The organism is Acinetobacter sp. MYb10 (assembly GCF_002980175.2).
GTDB classification, from domain to species: Bacteria; Pseudomonadota; Gammaproteobacteria; order Pseudomonadales; family Moraxellaceae; genus Acinetobacter; species Acinetobacter guillouiae.
On sequence record NZ_CP058272.1, the window covers coordinates 3,832,405 to 3,849,570 of the forward strand.

General features: G+C 34.3%; 16 protein-coding genes and 2 pseudogenes. 12 read left to right on the forward strand and 6 right to left on the reverse strand.

The window, feature by feature from the left end; genetic code table 11:
• Positions 1 to 365: 365 nt before the first annotated feature.
• From CQZ96_RS17975 to CQZ96_RS17990, 5 genes are all read right to left on the reverse strand, one after another.
• The gene (locus CQZ96_RS17975) at positions 366 to 953 is read right to left on the reverse strand and encodes a hypothetical protein (protein WP_105714668.1); all 588 of its coding nucleotides are present in this window, start codon (positions 951 to 953) and stop codon (positions 366 to 368) included.
• Between the two features lie 280 nt (positions 954 to 1,233).
• Positions 1,234 to 1,680 (reverse strand): hypothetical protein, encoded by a 447-nt coding sequence (locus CQZ96_RS17980; protein WP_146113227.1) that lies wholly within the window; start codon positions 1,678 to 1,680, stop codon positions 1,234 to 1,236.
• 33 nt (positions 1,681 to 1,713) lie between these two features.
• Positions 1,714 to 1,938 carry a hypothetical protein gene (locus CQZ96_RS17985; RefSeq protein ID WP_100885856.1) on the reverse strand — a complete coding sequence of 75 codons (225 nt, stop codon included), beginning with the start codon at positions 1,936 to 1,938 and terminating at the stop codon, positions 1,714 to 1,716.
• A complete protein-coding gene (locus CQZ96_RS21825; RefSeq protein WP_257790575.1) occupies positions 1,935 to 2,066 on the reverse strand; it encodes a hypothetical protein in 132 nt (43 codons plus the stop codon). Before CQZ96_RS21825 ends, CQZ96_RS17985 begins: the two co-directional genes overlap by 4 nt.
• A gap of 3 nt (positions 2,067 to 2,069) precedes the next feature.
• Positions 2,070 to 2,324 carry a hypothetical protein gene (locus CQZ96_RS17990; RefSeq protein WP_105714666.1) on the reverse strand — a complete coding sequence of 85 codons (255 nt, stop codon included), beginning with the start codon at positions 2,322 to 2,324 and terminating at the stop codon, positions 2,070 to 2,072.
• Between the two features lie 881 nt (positions 2,325 to 3,205).
• Here CQZ96_RS17990 and CQZ96_RS17995 point away from each other — a divergent pair.
• From CQZ96_RS17995 to CQZ96_RS18045, 12 genes and pseudogenes are all read left to right on the forward strand, one after another.
• Positions 3,206 to 3,766: an Ltp family lipoprotein gene (locus CQZ96_RS17995; RefSeq protein WP_105714665.1), complete on the forward strand. Its 561-nt coding sequence runs from the start codon at positions 3,206 to 3,208 to the stop codon at positions 3,764 to 3,766.
• 344 nt (positions 3,767 to 4,110) lie between these two features.
• Positions 4,111 to 5,142 (forward strand): DUF932 domain-containing protein, encoded by a 1,032-nt coding sequence (locus CQZ96_RS18000; protein ID WP_105714664.1) that lies wholly within the window; start codon positions 4,111 to 4,113, stop codon positions 5,140 to 5,142.
• A gap of 181 nt (positions 5,143 to 5,323) precedes the next feature.
• On the forward strand, positions 5,324 to 6,385 hold the full coding sequence (locus tag CQZ96_RS18005; RefSeq protein ID WP_228722733.1) for a YqaJ viral recombinase family protein: 1,062 nt from the start codon (positions 5,324 to 5,326) through the stop codon (positions 6,383 to 6,385).
• A gap of 110 nt (positions 6,386 to 6,495) precedes the next feature.
• The gene (locus CQZ96_RS18010) at positions 6,496 to 7,431 is read left to right on the forward strand and encodes a hydrolase or metal-binding protein (RefSeq protein WP_105714696.1); all 936 of its coding nucleotides are present in this window, start codon (positions 6,496 to 6,498) and stop codon (positions 7,429 to 7,431) included.
• 81 nt (positions 7,432 to 7,512) lie between these two features.
• Positions 7,513 to 7,740: a helix-turn-helix transcriptional regulator gene (locus tag CQZ96_RS18015; RefSeq protein WP_105714663.1), complete on the forward strand. Its 228-nt coding sequence runs from the start codon at positions 7,513 to 7,515 to the stop codon at positions 7,738 to 7,740.
• Positions 7,741 to 8,082: 342 nt separating this feature from the next.
• Positions 8,083 to 8,324 (forward strand): annotated as a pseudogene (locus tag CQZ96_RS18020) (transposase); the annotation flags it as partial.
• Between the two features lie 111 nt (positions 8,325 to 8,435).
• Positions 8,436 to 9,269, forward strand: coding sequence for a PolC-type DNA polymerase III (locus CQZ96_RS18025; protein ID WP_146113226.1), 834 nt, complete (start codon positions 8,436 to 8,438; stop codon positions 9,267 to 9,269).
• A gap of 19 nt (positions 9,270 to 9,288) precedes the next feature.
• Positions 9,289 to 12,135: a UvrD-helicase domain-containing protein gene (locus CQZ96_RS18030; RefSeq protein ID WP_218619750.1), complete on the forward strand. Its 2,847-nt coding sequence runs from the start codon at positions 9,289 to 9,291 to the stop codon at positions 12,133 to 12,135.
• A gap of 206 nt (positions 12,136 to 12,341) precedes the next feature.
• On the forward strand, positions 12,342 to 13,697 hold the full coding sequence (locus CQZ96_RS18035; protein ID WP_105714660.1) for a DUF4062 domain-containing protein: 1,356 nt from the start codon (positions 12,342 to 12,344) through the stop codon (positions 13,695 to 13,697).
• A gap of 236 nt (positions 13,698 to 13,933) precedes the next feature.
• Entirely contained in the window at positions 13,934 to 14,800 is an 867-nt protein-coding gene (locus CQZ96_RS18040; RefSeq protein ID WP_105714659.1) for a trypsin-like serine peptidase, read from the forward strand.
• Between the two features lie 70 nt (positions 14,801 to 14,870).
• Positions 14,871 to 14,981: pseudogene (locus CQZ96_RS21720) on the forward strand (IS5/IS1182 family transposase); the annotation flags it as partial.
• A gap of 78 nt (positions 14,982 to 15,059) precedes the next feature.
• The gene (locus CQZ96_RS18045; RefSeq protein ID WP_105714658.1) at positions 15,060 to 16,223 is read left to right on the forward strand and encodes an HNH endonuclease; all 1,164 of its coding nucleotides are present in this window, start codon (positions 15,060 to 15,062) and stop codon (positions 16,221 to 16,223) included.
• 67 nt (positions 16,224 to 16,290) lie between these two features.
• Here the strand turns inward: CQZ96_RS18045 and CQZ96_RS18050 are convergent, their stop codons facing one another.
• Positions 16,291 to 16,977, reverse strand: coding sequence for a GIN domain-containing protein (locus CQZ96_RS18050; RefSeq protein ID WP_105714657.1), 687 nt, complete (start codon positions 16,975 to 16,977; stop codon positions 16,291 to 16,293).
• Positions 16,978 to 17,166 lie beyond the last annotated feature (189 nt).

The following is a 17,166-nucleotide window of genomic DNA, read 5'->3' on the forward strand; positions in this document are numbered from 1 at the left end:
GTTGAATCTAAAAAATTGAAATTTATGTTGGAGATGAAATGAAAAAATATAGTTGTCTTATTATTTTATATGGAAATATTATGTTGTTATCTGGATGTTCAACATGGTCAGGTGCATTTGGATTTTAGCTATCAAGATTATGAGAGCTCTTGCGTTAGTCAAAATTTGGTCAATTATGACCTTTGATTTGTAAGATATTATTTAAAGTCTAAATGACCTTCTTTCGCAAGAGATCTATTGTATGTTTTTGAGCTTTGGTTATTTTCTAAAGTAAAAACTATTGAAAAAGATAAGCAAAAATAAACTGATGTGTTGAAATGCATTGGTTTATTTTAGTAGAAATTTTAATTTTTTTGTCTGAAAAATTAAACGAATCGGTAAAACTTTCCATTAATTTTTATATCAACATGTTTGACCTGTTTTTCTGGACAGGGCATCAGTGAAACATTTAGCCCCATATCAGTTAAAGTTTCACCATCTAGACTCCATGTATCTACTTCACATGAATGACCATCTTTAGCTGTTATTTTAACTTCATTAATCAGCATATCTGGGAACCCAATAGGTTTACCTAAACTTATGGATTCAATCAAGGTAGGCTTATCCAAATTCATACTGTACATAAAGTATAAACGTGGGACAGAATCGTTATAACAATCCACACTGTATTCGTTAGCACCACAACTTTCAACGACTGGGATGGATTGAGAATCTGACTGTGTATTGGCTGTTTTTGAATGTTGTATTTCAGCTGCTGTAATAGAGAGATTAGTCTCCGGAGTAGATAGTTGACTTGCTTCAGGTTGAGAGACTTGTGATTGAGCAGGATTAATATTTGCTGGTGTATTATTTTCCTGTTTGTTTTGTTTAGATTGATCCCATACAAGATAAGCTATTCCAGCAAGGGCAATAATAATGATCACATTGAAGATAAGTTGCAGATGATTTTTCATGTAATTATCCTTTTGATATTCTATAAAGTTAGATCACGTTGAAACTCATTTAGAACGAATAAAATGTTTCACCCATCATGAAGAAAATAAGCAACTCATTCATATACAGAAATAAATAAGCAGCTGTAATGACTCATAATGTTGAGGTCTTTGCCATGGATGACTCAGTATCGTTCTTAGATGGAGCTACCTAGGTTTTTAAGCCTAGGCATACCTATTTCTTTTTTGATCATGGATATAAGCAATAATAGAATGAGCGCAACGATTAAAAATTTGAGAATTATAGCGAAGCACAAGTCTCAACTAGTTCTTTAGCAAAAGCTTTATTGGCTTTTGTAGATATGAACGAAGCCATTTTTTTATTGTTAATAAAAACATCAATTTTTTTGGCTTTTCCTAGATGAGCGATAAGTTTATCCCAATCATTTCCATTCAGTCTGGATCGTGTTTCATTGGGTACTTCAAGTGCTTTTCCATCAATGATAAAGCTGAAAGATGATTGCTTATTAAAGCTTGCATACGCTTTACTTCCCGTTGACAGTTCCACAGAGTGATCAACGTTTAAAACACCGCCACTGTTGCATGAAATGGTCAATTTTTGGTTTTGACCATTTTGGAGGGAATACAAACTAAAGCCTTGAGCAAAATTATCTTGCCAGATATTGGGCGCTGCTTGAGATGTGGAATACATGCACAGTATGAATGCCATTAATGTGAATTTTTTCATGAGAAGATCCTATAGATATTTTTAGATTGGAATTTATTTAGACCGAAGGACTAAGCCACCGATGATTACAAGAATAAGTACTCCACCAATGAATTTACCCACAGATGGGAACATAACCGCTGGCCAAATCACGCCTTGCCCTAAGTGATAGGCAAATGATTTATAGCTATGTTGACCCCAAAAGTTTTGATAAATTGCAAACAGTAAGCCGATAATCAAATAAGAACGGATTAACCAAGAAGTAATAGATGTATTCATTTATTTCCACCAAACGCATATTGAGCAAGTAAGTAAAACAAACCAAAAACAATCATCATGCCGATGAAGGGCAGACCCAGAAAGCAAATGACTGCAACAATACAGATGATTCCAGCAATAGCTCTCATCGCTTACTCCCGCAAACATTGCAAACTGATTCGAACCATATCGTTTTGAAAGGCTTCAGTTTGGCTTAAGGTGTATAGATTGTTTTTAAATCCTTCTTCTCCGTACTTAGTCTCTAGTTTTTGATAGACACATTTGCAGGCGGATCGCTCCATCCCTGTAGATTGGCAACCTCCAAGAAACTCTCGTTCAGCTTTACTGGCACAACCGAGTGTTATGAGTGAACAACCAATGATTAAAATTGAAGTTTGAATTTTCATCATTCCCCCCTAATTTATTGTTATTGCTTATTTTGGAATTGATCATTTCAACAGCATGACAAAATGCAAAGACAAAGGCGTCCTATTCCAAGGACAAATAAGTCTTTAGATTGAATGTCTGTTGAATGAAAAACTAGCTGTTATGCCAAAGGCAGGGCAATAGCCGATAGAGCTCTAGAGAAAAGAGTAAAGATAGATAATGTTGAGTCATGGTGACTACTCCTAGATGTAATTAGAAGTTCTACCAAATTACTGCTAAATAATGGTGGCAGAACGAAAAGGGGTTAGCAGACTGGACATCTAGAACCAGCACGCGCGGACGCGTCCCCCTCCCGTTCTACCGCAAAGGGGGACGAGAAGGTTTTACGCATAGAAGATACTCAGAAGAATAAACCCTGATGCGCTAGATGAACGGTCTGCTAAAACCGACTGACAATGTAGGTCAGCAGACGAATGATAATGTTTGGTTGTGGATACGTCAAATGACTTTAAATATTCGATGGTTAATTGTCAGTATTGTAAATTTAATTTTGATTTCAAACAGGTTAAGTATTTTGGCTAAGCCAGAAGTTTAGTTCATCCATAGTTATAAAATTTAAAATTAGGGCATATGTTATTCATGTATTGACCGATTTAGAAAGTTTAACTCTACAATTAGAGATGAAGAACATAAGAATATTATAGAAGCACTACAAGTTTTGACGTGGAGGTGAATTTTTCTAAGATTTTGTTATTTAATAATAAAATATGAGTGTGAATGTCTCAGTTTATTTTTGCCTTGAAAGTGAACTAATAATTAGTTTAAATAAAAATGTATAACATCGAGCATACATAATTTTACTTTTTATAATAATAGTTTAGACATGGTGAGGATATAGGGTATGAAGACATTATTTATGTGGCTCGGAGTGATTTTTGTCGGCTTGATAATCATTGGAGTTTTTGCAGGTATCAGCGAAAATAATACGAAATCAATTTCTAGCGAATCTAATGCCTTACCTACCGAATCACAAGAAGTTCGAGAAGCTCGGGAAGCTGCACAAGAAGCAGTAGCAGCAGCCGAGGCAGAAACACAAGTTGCAAGAGTAGCATTGCAACAAACCAGAGCAGCAGAAAAATCTCCTCATTTATCAGGCCCTCAATACAATGCAGTTAGATCTGCAAAGCAGTATCTCAGTATGACTGGTTTTTCACGTAAAGGGTTGATTCAGCAGCTATCGTCAGATTATGGAGAAGGATATAGCATCTCTAATGCAACAGCAGCTGTAAACAGCCTAGATGTGGACTGGAATGAACAAGCTGTAAGATCTGCTAGACAATACCTTGAAATGACAGGATTCTCATGTAAAGGTCTTATTGACCAACTTTCATCAAGCTCGGGTGATGGGTATACAGTGAGTCAGGCAACCTATGGTGCTAAACAAGTAGGAGCTTGTGATTAACTGCCCTAGTTTTTTACAAGGAAATTATTTAATAAACTTTATAGGCTATTTGATAAACAGGATATTTTCCATTCCCAAGGGTTATGCTGTATTTTGTATATTAATTCAATCCTGTTCATACTTAAGTTATTTATAATTCTAAGTGTGAGTCATCCATACTTAGAAATGAAAAATACAAGAAATTAAATAAATTTTAGATATATATCATAAAAGTGAATTGAATTAATGCATTCACACGCATTTTAACAACTTCTCATTTTGGCCTGCTGCCTCAGCAGGCCTTTTTTATGCCCCAATTTTGGATTAACAATCCTTCAATATCAAATTTTAAAAAGGAAATTCTTATGGCACATCAACTTGAACAAATGGCCTATGTCGGTGAAACCCCTTGGCATGGCTTAGGCAACCAACTTTCTCAAAATCAACCTATTGAAGTTTGGGCACAACAAGCAGGCATGGATTGGAGGATTGAATCCTCAAATGTCAGCTATATGGCACAGAATGAGCGAGGGCAAAGTATTATCATGCCTTTTGAAGAACAGCGGGTTTTATATCGTTCTGATACCCATGCGCCATTATCTGTGGTCAGTCAACGCTTTCAGGAAGTGCAACCTCACGAGATTCTACATTTCTACAAAGACTTAACAGAACAATCTGGCTTTGAACTTGAAACAGCAGGTGTACTCAAAGGCGGTAAGAAATTCTGGGCTTTGGCGAAAACTGGACAAACGACTGCACTCAAAGGCAAAGATGTCAGTAATGGCTATATTCTGTTAGCCACGGCTTGTGATGGTACTTTAGCCACCACGGCACAATTTACTTCCATTCGAGTGGTATGTAATAACACCTTAGCCATTGCACTGAAAGGACAGGATATAAGTCGAGGTGTGGTTAAAGTTCCACATAGCACTAAGTTTGATGCAGAGAAAGTTAAACAGCAATTGGGTATTTCAATCCGTGCATGGGATGAACACATATATGAGATGAAACAGCTCAGTCAACGAAAAGTGACACAACAAGAAGCCGCAGCCTATTTCGATGCCGTATTTAACAACACGAGTCTAAGTATTGCTGAACAGGATGAAAGCATCATTCAGTTCTATCGCAATGTTGCCAATCAAGCAGAGTCGAATAAAACCGAACCGAACGGAAGAGCAATGTCTAAGGTCATGACCATGTTTAATGGGCAAGGGCGAGGAGCAACACTTTCATCAGCCAAAGATACAGCTTATGGCTTATTGTGTTCTATTACAGAATTTTGTGATCACGAACGTCGTGCAATGAGTCAGGATCATCGGCTAGATTCAGCATGGTTTGGTGCAGGCGCAGGCTTAAAACAACGCGGTTTGGAACAGGCTTTAAGGATGATTGCTTAAACAACTATTCAATCTATCTAAATAATGAAATTTTAGTTGAAGTAATACTTTGCAATTGCATAAAAATAGCAGACACTCAATACGGATTTATTCTTAAATCGCCTGTAGTTTCTCTTTTATAGCCACATCTTCGGATGTGGTTTTTTTATGCCCAAAATTTAACAATAATAGGAATGAAACTATGAATAACCACATCAATATCACCCCCCAATCTACTCGATCAATCCCGTCAACAACTTCTCAAACATTTATTGCCCCAAAGCTCTTTACAGCCAAACGCTTGGTCAATACCAAACAAATGAGCCAAGAAGAATGGCTTAAAGTAAGAAAACAAGGTATTGGTAGTAGTGACTGTGCAGCAGCGTGTGGACTCAATCCCTTTATGTCGATGTTGGAACTGTGGATGATTAAAACAGGACGGATTCAACAAAACATTGAGGATGAGAGTGAAGGACATGCACCACTCTATTGGGGTAAACGCCTAGAGCCGTTGGTGGCTGAATATTACAGCATGCATACCAACTACAAAGTACGTCGAGTCAATGCGGTACTACAACACCCTCAACCTGATAAACACTTTATGTTAGCCAACTTAGATTACTCGGTGGTTGGTGATGCAGATGTACAAATTCTCGAATGTAAAACCGCAGGAGAACATGGTGCTAAGCTTTGGCGAGATGGTGTACCTCTGTATGTACTTTGCCAAGTACAACATCAACTGGCGGTCACAGGTAAGAAAGCAGCGCATATCTGTGTACTGATTTGTGGGCATGAAACCCGAATCTTTAAAGTGACTCGTTCAGAATCAGTGATCCAACACATCATCAATGCTGAACGACACTTCTGGGAGTGTGTGGAAAAAGATACGCCGCCTGATGCTGATGCATCTGAATCAGCAGCTAAAGCCTTGCAACAGCTTTATCCAGAGCATGTGCCACTCAGTACTACTGACCTATCCGAAGATGAACAAGCCAATCAACAATTTGAACAATTGATTCAAGCACGACATCAAATTGAAACTGGTCAAGAGACATTCGATCTGATGAAACATCAACTGCAAGCCAAGATGCAACAGGCTGAACGAGCAACCTTTAAAACAGGCTCACTGACGTGGAAAAAGTCTAAGGATTCAATAAGCTTGGACACTAAGGCATTACTCAAACAGTACCCTGAATATCTCAATCAATTTCCACAAAGTAAACAAGGTTCTAGGCGCTTCAACATCTACACTCATGATGATTGAAACAAATTTAGCCTAAGTAATTTGAAACGAAATAAACAATTAAAAATCCCATGCCAGAGCGTATGGGATTTTTTTATGTCTCATTAATTTATTCAAAAGAGAGAAACACCATGATTAAAGGTTTAGCGATTACACCACCCATACTCGGTAGAATCAGCATTGGTAAAATTGTTGAAAAGAATGGTAAACGACTCCCTGAAAAGGATGACCAATTTACCATTACCAGCCAAATCCAAGGAAAAGACGGCTGGATTAAACATCCACTGGATGAACAACTTCGAGCCAAAGCACCGAATCAAAATCAAAAACTCAGAACAATTCCAGTACGGATGATCTTCAATGATCCTGAGCTTAATCTAAGAGCTGAGTACACCTTATTTGATCGCCAAACTGGACGACCTGTATGTATTGGCAATGGTGAGACTTGCCAGAGACAAACCAACCAAGGTATTGAGCAACATCCATGCCCATCACCTGATTTATGTCCATTGGCACAAGGAGGCAACTGTAAACCCTTTGGACGCTTGCATGTCAACTTAGACGAATCGGATGAATTGGGTACTTTTATTTTTAGAACGACTGGCTTTAATAGCATTCGGACTTTGGCAGCACGCTTGTCTTATTACCATGCGGCATCGAATGGTTTGCTGTCATGTCTACCACTGCAATTGACGCTACGAGGTAAGTCCACCACTCAAAGCTATCGAACACCTGTGTACTACGTGGACTTAACGCTCAGAGATGGTGTCAATCTTCAACAAGCCATTCAAACAGCAAAAGAAATTGATCAACAAAGCAAAGCAACTGGATTTAATCAAAATGCTTTAGATCAGATGGCTCGGCAGTGTTTTAGTAATGCACGATTTGAGGTGAATTCAGAAGAGGGTTGGGATTTGGTGGAGGAGTTTTATACAGATGAAGTAACTGAGTCTGAACAAGCACAACCTGAGTCCAAATCTAAAGTTAAGCCTAAGCTCATTCAGGGTGATGGGTTTGTGCAGGATATTCAGCAGGGATTGCAAGGAAGTGTGAGGGCAGTGAACTGAATGAACTCAAAGGTTAAAAAATTACAGACCTTGGGGTTATTTGAGCAGTAGCGCTCGCATCAATGATCAGGAGTAAACATCATGAATGCGTTCACAGGTCAAACTTTTCAAATGAATCAAATTATTAGTATTAAGCAAGTTGTCTTATTTACAGGTGTTGGTCGTTCAACGATTTATGAAATGATGGATGAGTTTTCACCGTATTATGATCCAACATTTCCAAAGAAAGTGAAAATCACTCAGAACCGTATTGGTTGGTCAGCTTATGAAATCCATCAATGGATTGAAAATAAGTTGGCAAACCGATAAAAGGTGGGAGCCTTGGCTCCCTTATTTTTTTATTATGGAGTAGCCCCACAAATTTAGATCAGTAGGGGGAGCTTGTTTCTGTCATTTTTCCAAATTGATAAGGCTTAATCTCAAAATTACCCCAGTTAACCCAACGTGTAATTAAAAATACAAGCATTGTTTGCGTAATACCACTTAGTAAATCTAAATTGACTGATTCATGTGTAGTAATGTTGATTCCCCCTAATAAGTATGTTTAGTTTACTAAGTTAAAGTCTCCGTTTTTATCGGCAGGTAATCCCCCCTCAAAATAATTGAACTTAAAAGTAGAAAATCGAATAATCCTGTTCAAGGAGATTTTTTATGAAAACATCTAAATATTCAGACAGCTTAATCATGAGTATTTTAAAACAAGCTGAATCAGGAACACCTGTGCCTAACTTATGCCGTGAACATGGAATGAGTTCCGCTACATTTTATAAATGGAAAGCGAAATATATATTTCAATGATGACACGGCTTAAAGAATTAGAAGCTGAAAATGCTCGTCTGAAACGTATGTATGCTGACGAACGCCTTAAAGCAGATATTCTTCAGGATGTCTTGTGTTTCTTGCTGATGGTAAACTTCTAATGAATGTGTATAATTTATCAAGTTAAATCCTCCTATTTTTTTCAACACACATCATTGTTTTAACTAGGATCGGATTAGAAAATTGTGGGTGGAAGTGCTAATATGCCTAATCTAAGGAATAACAATTTATTTGCAATAATAGATTTTGAAACTACAGGTCTTTCCGCACAGCGTGGGGATCGTATTACAGAGGTTGCGGTAGTTTTAGTTAGAAATAATCAGATAGTTGATAAATTTCAAAGCTTAGTTAACACAGGGCGAAGCATTCCTTTTGATATACAGCGGTTGACTGGTATTACAAATGAAATGATAAAAAACGCACCACTTGCTAGTCACGTTATACCTAAGTTATATGAGTTTATTAGGGGCGCAACATTAGTTGCACATAATGCAGCATTTGATAAGAATTTTTTGAAATCTGAGTTTACGTATTGTGGTATTAATTATGATGATCATTTTATATGTACTCTATTATTATCACGAAGGCTGTATCAGAATACACTGGATAAGAAGTTACAAACCTTAGCTGACTATCATAATATTAACCGCCATGGTGATGCCCATAGAGCTCTTAGTGATGCATTAGTAACAGCTGAATTATTTATAAAAATTTATAAGGATTTATTGGATCATTGCTCAGAAAGCCACTTGACCGTGCAAAAGTTGATAAGCCTGCAGAAAAAACCAGCAAAAGAATATTTATATACATCTAATAAACTTCATGAAAAAAAAGTTAGAATAGCTTCATTCAAAACCAGCACAGCACTTCAGCCTATATACCAATCACCATCTTTGAGTAAATCCCCTCCCATTGTAAATAAAAATAAGGTGAATAACCAAAAAGAAGAAAAGAGTGGTGCAATGATCTTCTGGGGGATCATAGGTCTGATAATCGTAATAACTTTATATTTTAAATGAAAATTTAGGCTTAATTAACATGGAATTAATAATAGTTACAAATTTTTGGAGTATATTTTTTGGAAAAATTAATAGTCTTTCAATCACAGAGGAATATATTTTTGTAACTTTCAAAAATGGAATAACCAAACAATATAGCTTTTCAGAGATAATTGATTTAAATGCATCTATTAAAGGGCTTTTGGGGGGGGAATTAAATTTCAAAACAAACGATTCAAGTTATAAATTCCCCTTCTTGAGAAAAAGTGAATTGCTGGCAGTAATCCCTACCATTGAAATGTTGTTTTTTAATGTAATTGAGAAAAATATTGATAAATCATTCAATCATTTTGAAAGGGTGGCAATCAATGAGTATTTACGAGATTCTAATATTGCGGCATTAGATGATATTATTAAGAACTTGATGGATTCTCACAAAAAGCTTTTATCGACTAGCGATAAAAAACTTAAGCAAGAAAGTTTTGATAAATTTGAAATATTAAAAGATCATTACCCACTTGAAGTAAACAAAGAAAAAATCAGAAGCATATTCGAACAAAAGTTGCTTCTGAGTCGTAAAAGTTTTTACGATAAAGTTGAGACAAACCCATTAACAGAGCAGCAAAGACTCGCTGTTATTAGAAATAATGATTTAAATCTTGTATTGGCAGCAGCAGGTACTGGCAAAACTTCCGTTATGGTTGGAAAAGCCCTTGATCTTATAGACTCTAAAATTGCGTGTGATACTGAAATATTGATTCTAGCCTATAATAAAGCTGCTGCTACAGAACTAAACGAACGACTTATTACTAGAAGTAAAGGTTGTGGTTTAACAGTAGAAAGCCGCCCATCTGTATCAACATTTCACGCCTTAGGTAGAAACATTCTTAGGGAATGCAATATATCAACTTATATTTCAGACTTTGCTGAAGACTCCTTAAAGCTAAAGTTATGGTTGTCGGGTTGGATTAAGTCTTATATTGCTTTGGATGTAACATTTCTATTCAAATTTATTGAGTTAAGTTATCAACCAATCAACCCATTTTCTTTCAAAAACAAGCATGAATATGATGCCTATGTACGTGATAATGAATATCGAACCTTACAAGGAGAGCGCGTCAGGGGATATCAGGAGTTATTAATTGCTAATTGGTTATTTATTAACAGTATTGATTACGAATATGAAAAACCCTATACCAGTAAAATACGAGTTGAAATAGGTTTTGATTATAGACCTGATTTTCATATTAAAGGGACTGACCTGTACATTGAGCATTTTGGAGTGGATCGTAAGGGTAATACTAGACCAGATATTGATGCAAAACAATATAATACCACTATTAAAAGTAAGAGAGAACTTCACAAAGAATTAGGCACTACACTTTTAGAAACCTATCACTACGATTGGGTTGAGGGAAATCTTCAGCATAGACTCGAAAAGCTTATGTTAGAATATAATGTAAAAATAGTTAAAAAATCTGATGAAGAAATTTTTAAGGTATTGGAAGAGTCAGGTATATTAATGAATAATGTTGAGCGTTATATTAAATGTTTACAGGCTATCAGAGTTGAAAATCTGGATTTTGATGCCATTCTATCAAGACTTAATACTAATAAAATTATTTTTGCACAAAGCTATGCTAGACTCTTAGATGAAATTCATTGTGCTTATAAGGCAAAACTTCGATCAGACAATCGAATTGATTTTGATGATATGATTATTCTTGCAACGGATCTTATTAAGACAGGTAAGTATAAACCTCAATGGCGCCATATTTTGGTTGATGAGTTTCAGGACATCTCCATGGCACGTATGGAGCTCCTTAAAGCATTAATTAATTTTGGTGAAAGCCCTATTCTTACTGTTGTGGGGGATGATTGGCAATCTATTTATCGATTTTCAGGTGGAAAATTAGAGTTAACAACACGCTTTACTGAACTAGTTGGAAGTTATTCGTTATCAAAATTAGAAAAGACATATAGATATAATAATAGTATTGCAGATGTTGCTGGTACTTTTGTGATGCAAAATCCTGAACAGTATAAAAAAAATGTTACAACGCATACGAAAGTTGATAATTCTACTGTTTATTTGATTGATACTAAAGTTGGCACTAACTCCTCTATAGAGGATAGAGTGCTTCAAGTAATTGAAAAAATAATTGCAAATGATTCAAAGGGGACTATTGCAGTCTTAGCAAGATATAGATATTTGCTTGATAATACAAAAGAAAGAATCAAATCATTGTCTATTAAGAGCAAGATTAAATATTGGACATTTCACGGATCAAAAGGATTGGAAGCTGACTATTGTATTCTGATAGGATTTTTTCAAGGGAAAACTGGATTTCCAAATAAAAATAAGGAAGAAATTATTGTAGAATCCTTACTACCATTATTAGATAGCTATGAACACTCAGAGGAACGCAGGCTTTTGTATGTTGCTTTGACGAGAGCTAAGAAAAAATGTTATTTATTAGCAGATCCAATGGCACCATCAGAGTTTATTAATGAGTTAATTTCTCCAAAATATAAATTACATATAGGATCTAAAACATTTGAAGCGAATTATAGAAAGATTTTTAAATGTCCTGTGTGTAGTGAAGGTTATTTTAAAAGTTATCAAGGAGTATTTGGAAAATTTTATAAATGCACAAGTGGCGAAATTTGTCCTTCAAAACCTCGAGTGTGTGAGAAGTGTGAGTCTCCTTCAATTGATACTCGTACTCACAGCATCTGTAATAACAGCAGTTGCAAAAATGAAATGGTTATATGTGACCGTTGTGGTCGTCCGATGAAGTTAAGAACGGGAGAGTATGGGAAGTTTTGGGGCTGCACTGGATATGGTATTAGCGATGATCAATGTAAACGCACGAGAAAGTTTTAGTCAGTACGATATATTGCTTATTAGGCTAAACCAATAATCAAATAAACTGACCTCCATTTGACATCAACACGATTCATGAAATGGTTACTTTTTTTGAGAATAATTTGAATATTTAAACTATAGATATGTCTATTTTTATTATTTAGTTGAATGGAATTAGATTTAAATGTTATATATATTAGTGAGTTTTCATAAAGATATCCTCTATGAATAATGAAACGAAATACCAAGTTTTTATTAGTTCGACTTATACAGATTTAGTCCAAGCACGAAGTGCGGTAATCAATACTGTTCTTGAATCCTATAATTTTCCTGTTGGTATGGAATTATTTGGTGCTGATAATGATGAGCAGTGGAAAATAATTAAAGAATTAATAGATTCTAGTGATTTCTATATTTTAATCCTTGGTCATCGTTATGGTTCCATTTCTAAAGATGAAGGAATAAGCTTCACTGAAAAGGAGTTTGATTATGCTGTCAATAAAGGTTTAAAACTACTTTGTTTTGTCCGCAATGAGAATGTCGCTACTCATCCATATGAGAGAGATAGTAATAATGAGAATGTTGAAAAATTAAAAGAATTCCGAAAAAAAGTTTTAGCAGATCGACTATGTGAGTTTTGGGATAGTGTTGATGATTTAAAACATAAAATTTCTAGTTCTTTGTACAAAAATATGAGGAAACATGGTGGTGTAGGCTGGGTGCGAGGAAATCAGGTTTCGGGTCAATTAGCTGAAGAGATTGGTAGACTCAGTGAAGAGAATAGAAAGTTACGCGAAGAAAATGAGCAATTAAAACATTCTATTTCTTTAAAGAAACCTATTTTAAAAGTTTCGTTAAATAATATAAATAATATAGACTACAATAAAGATGAGTATTTAGAAATTTTTTGGCATAAATTACGTGAAGATGAATACTATGAAAGACCTGAAAAAAAACAAAAGAATTTTGGTTTTAATAAACTTGAAAATTTGAGTTCAGGTTCATTAATTATAGGATTATCTGCTGAAAACTATATAGAAATTTACAATGATGACCTAGATAGAATCACTGATAATGTAATAAAACAGCATAATCATGCTTTAAGAGATTATTATCAAATTGAAAATGGACATAATAATTTAGCTATAGATGTATCAAACATTGGGAAAGTCATTGCAAGTAAAGTAAGTATAAAAATCGAATTTCCTCCTTTTGTTTTATTAGTTGATGATAATTCAAGTGAAAATTTAGAATTTTATAAAAATGAACTAAATAAAATGATTATTGGACATATTGCAATACCAGAAAAACGGTCTAAAAATTATCTTCTTCCAAATATATTTGGGGGGAGGCATGGTAGTTATATACCAAAATTTCCATTAGATCACCCCTTTAAGAAACTTATGCCAACAACTCTTATTATCGAATTAGGTTCTTTGTTGCATTCTCGGAATATTTTTGAAAATAACTATTATATTCTTCCTAAGTCGATTGGCGATGGTTTCATAAAAGTAAATATTATGTGTTCTGAATATGATGAACCAATTCTATTTGAAATACCAATTCAAGTTATTGAATAAAAGCTTGAAAATAAATCTATGATTTTAATTATGCTTAATTTATTGATGGAAGTATTGGTATTTTAGCTAATGGCGTAACAAGACCATTGTATAAATTAATAGGTTTGATAAAATTAAAATATTTAGGTAATATAAAATCCCATACTATAGCGAAAGTTTTAGATTTAACATTTGATGTATTAATTGCATTGAAGCTATAGTTGTTTAATTTATTATTTTTGGAATAAAAATTTTATATGAAAGTTAAATCAGCAACAGAACAGTTTTTTTTTACTACAGTTAAAATTGAATCCATATATAAGGAAGGTCAAGTTGGTACAGGAACTGGATTTATTTTTAGATACAAAAATAGTGAAAATACAACTTCAGAATTTCTTGTCACAAACAAACATGTTATTAATGATCCTAAAATTGGTAGATCGACACATGGTTTTTTTACCTTTATAACAGGTGATGATTTTAATGCTGAGAAACCTAAATTAGGATATGGTTTTAGAAGTATTATTGATAGTGATTATTGGGTTAATGCTTGGTTTGGTCACCCTAATGACGATGTCGATGTAGCTGTATTTGTTTTGGGTCCGACAATAAATTATATACAAAATGATTTAAATCAGCCTATTTTTTGCAAAGGAATTCCATCTGAACTTACTGTGAGTGAAGAAGTTCTTGAAAATTTAGATGCTATAGAAGATATTTATTTTGTAGGTTATCCAAATGGAATTTGGGACAAAGTTAACTTACTACCTATTGTACGAAAAGGAACTACGGCAACTCCACTTCAAGTGGATTATGAGGGTAATCCCAAATTTTTGATTGATGCATCTGTATTCGGGGGATCTAGTGGTAGTCCAGTTTTTGTTCATAATAAAACTGCATCTAATTTCCCTGAATTCATGTTCGTTGGTATTATTGCTGCTGTATATCAAGCGAAATCCTTGAGTGAAATTATACAGGTACCTATCCCAACAAATGCTAATTTTGTTACGGAAATTATTAATTCTCAAATGATTGATCTTGGTATAGTTTATAAGTCAAAAACAGTAATAGAAACCATAGAAGCTTTTTTACGATATAGTAGTCAAGCGCATTTAATTAAATAATTAATCATACGTAGTGTCCTTAACTAACAGTTGTTGTCGAAGCATTACAATTGATAATGTATTTGGTACATTAAGGGCTACTAAAATCCTTGCGGAGCGTTATCGAAATAGAGAGAAACGACTTGGCTTAGGGTTTGATTTGATTGTAGGAATTTATAATTTAGGGCTGTGTGAAAAGTGATTTATGACAGAAGCCTACTCTAGATAATTTTAATCTTTTGTAATAGAGTTGTTTACATTGATTCAATCTGAATAACCTATGAGCACAAGAATCTGTATTTACTGTAAGCTAGATAAAAATAATATTGACTTTACGCTAGAGCATGTAATTCCTCAGTTTTTAGGAGGTAGTCAAGCACCTGATTACTTAAAAACAAGAAATGTTTGTAAAACATGTAATAGTAATATGGGATTGTTTGTTGACGCATCTTTTGAGAAAGATTTTTTGGTCTTTAATGAGTTACTTGAATCAGCCTATTCTTTTTTTGATCCTAATAATCCTATACCGTTACCATTAAGAAACATGGGCATTACTGATCTTATTCCTCCTGAAATTAAGGAAGGTGAAGTTTGCGAATGCTGGTTGGGACCTTTAGGTGAACAGATATATTGGATTCGTCCTTCAGATGAACGAATGTATTGGTATTGTGGTGGTAATCCAAGAACAGTAAAAACAGTAAAAACTAGAGCGTACTTTATATGGGCTGAGCGTTCACTAAAAAATCCATTAATTACATGGTTGTCTTTTGAAGATGCATTTAGTGGTAGGAATGTTCGAAAAATATCATGTACAACAGTTTCAGGAGCTAATAATATAGCTGATATTGGTTTTTCTGAGCCTGATACTTTAGATTTAAGAAGAATCAAATATTTTAATAATAAATGCAGCAACGGTCAGAAAAGACACAATAAGCTCTCGATATATCTCCGTTATGATGTTCGTTTCATGGCTAAACTAGCGATAGGGCTTGGGCATATTCTATTTGGAGAGCAATTTGATAAAGCGCAATACACACAAGAGCTTTATAAAGCTCTTTGGTATAGGGAGGGAGATGAAAATCCATGTATAGGTGGAAGGACTAATCTAGGACAACTGGATAATGTGTTAAAACGAGAGTGCGGTGTTGATCATGGTGTCACAATTACAATCCTACCTACTTCAGAATATGTAGTCCTCAATTTGAATATCTCTAGGAAAATGAACTGGGTGATTGGAGTTGCTAGAGTCGAAGATGTAAAAGATTTAATAACAGAAAAATTAGAGCAGGGATTGTGTATAGCTTTATTTAAGACTCTTGGTAAATGCATCAGTCTTTCATTCCTAGAATTAATTGCTCATAATAGGAATAGTACAATTAATCCAGAGTTGGAAAAAGTAAAAAATCTTTCAGGAAAGTATGTCGATTACTTCAAAAATTTATAAATAATCTGTACTAGCTTGACCTGAGCTGACAGTTATCTATTTTTAACGGTGACTGTCAATTTGTATTTTATTCAAATTTAATTTTCCCTAATTTTGTTACCTCAATTTGCCTTGATTTTGGATTTCCATTGATCTCAATTTTCCCTACGCCTATATTTAAAGCCGTAACTGTTTGTATGGCAGTAGTTTCAATTTTTCCACTACCGCTTAAATAAACATTTACATTAGAAGCTATTAAATTTTTTGCCTGAATTTTCCCAGAGTCATTAGACTCTATAGATAAGTTTTTAACTATTCCATTCAAGCGCATACGACCAGATCCATTAAAAATAATCTTTAAGGAATCTTGTTTTAAATTATTTATTGTTAAATTGCTAGATCCAGAAAATTCAATTGTAGGCATTTGTGGATACTTAAGCAGTACTTTCACAGTATTTACTGATGTAAAAGCAACACTATCTTTATATCCTATAGACAAAGTATCTCCTATATTTTTTACGGCAATAAGATTGGTTGTATTTTCATCAGCCGTCACCTCGATGACTTTTTCATTTGATGGATAAAAGTCTATGTCAATTGAACTCGAAGACTTGAATCTTGAAAAACTTTCTGTTGCAATCTTAATTGTTTTTTTTATGCCATTCCCTTTAATAAATCCTAACTTACATCCAGTTTCAGCACCTTTTACGGAAACTTGGTTTGCATAATTATATAACTGGACGTTATTACAATTTTCGATAACCGTTGTAGCCATTTTTCTATCCTTTTTAGTTTTTATATAGGTCACAAATTTAATTAACCTGTTTTGAACTTTAAATAATTCTAACCCAAAAATGCAAAATAATCATAGCCGTAAAATGAATAAGAAATTTCTTCGTAACTTTAATATCTTAAAAATACAATTCGCTTGAAAAAATTCTTATTATTTATCTTAAGTTTAATA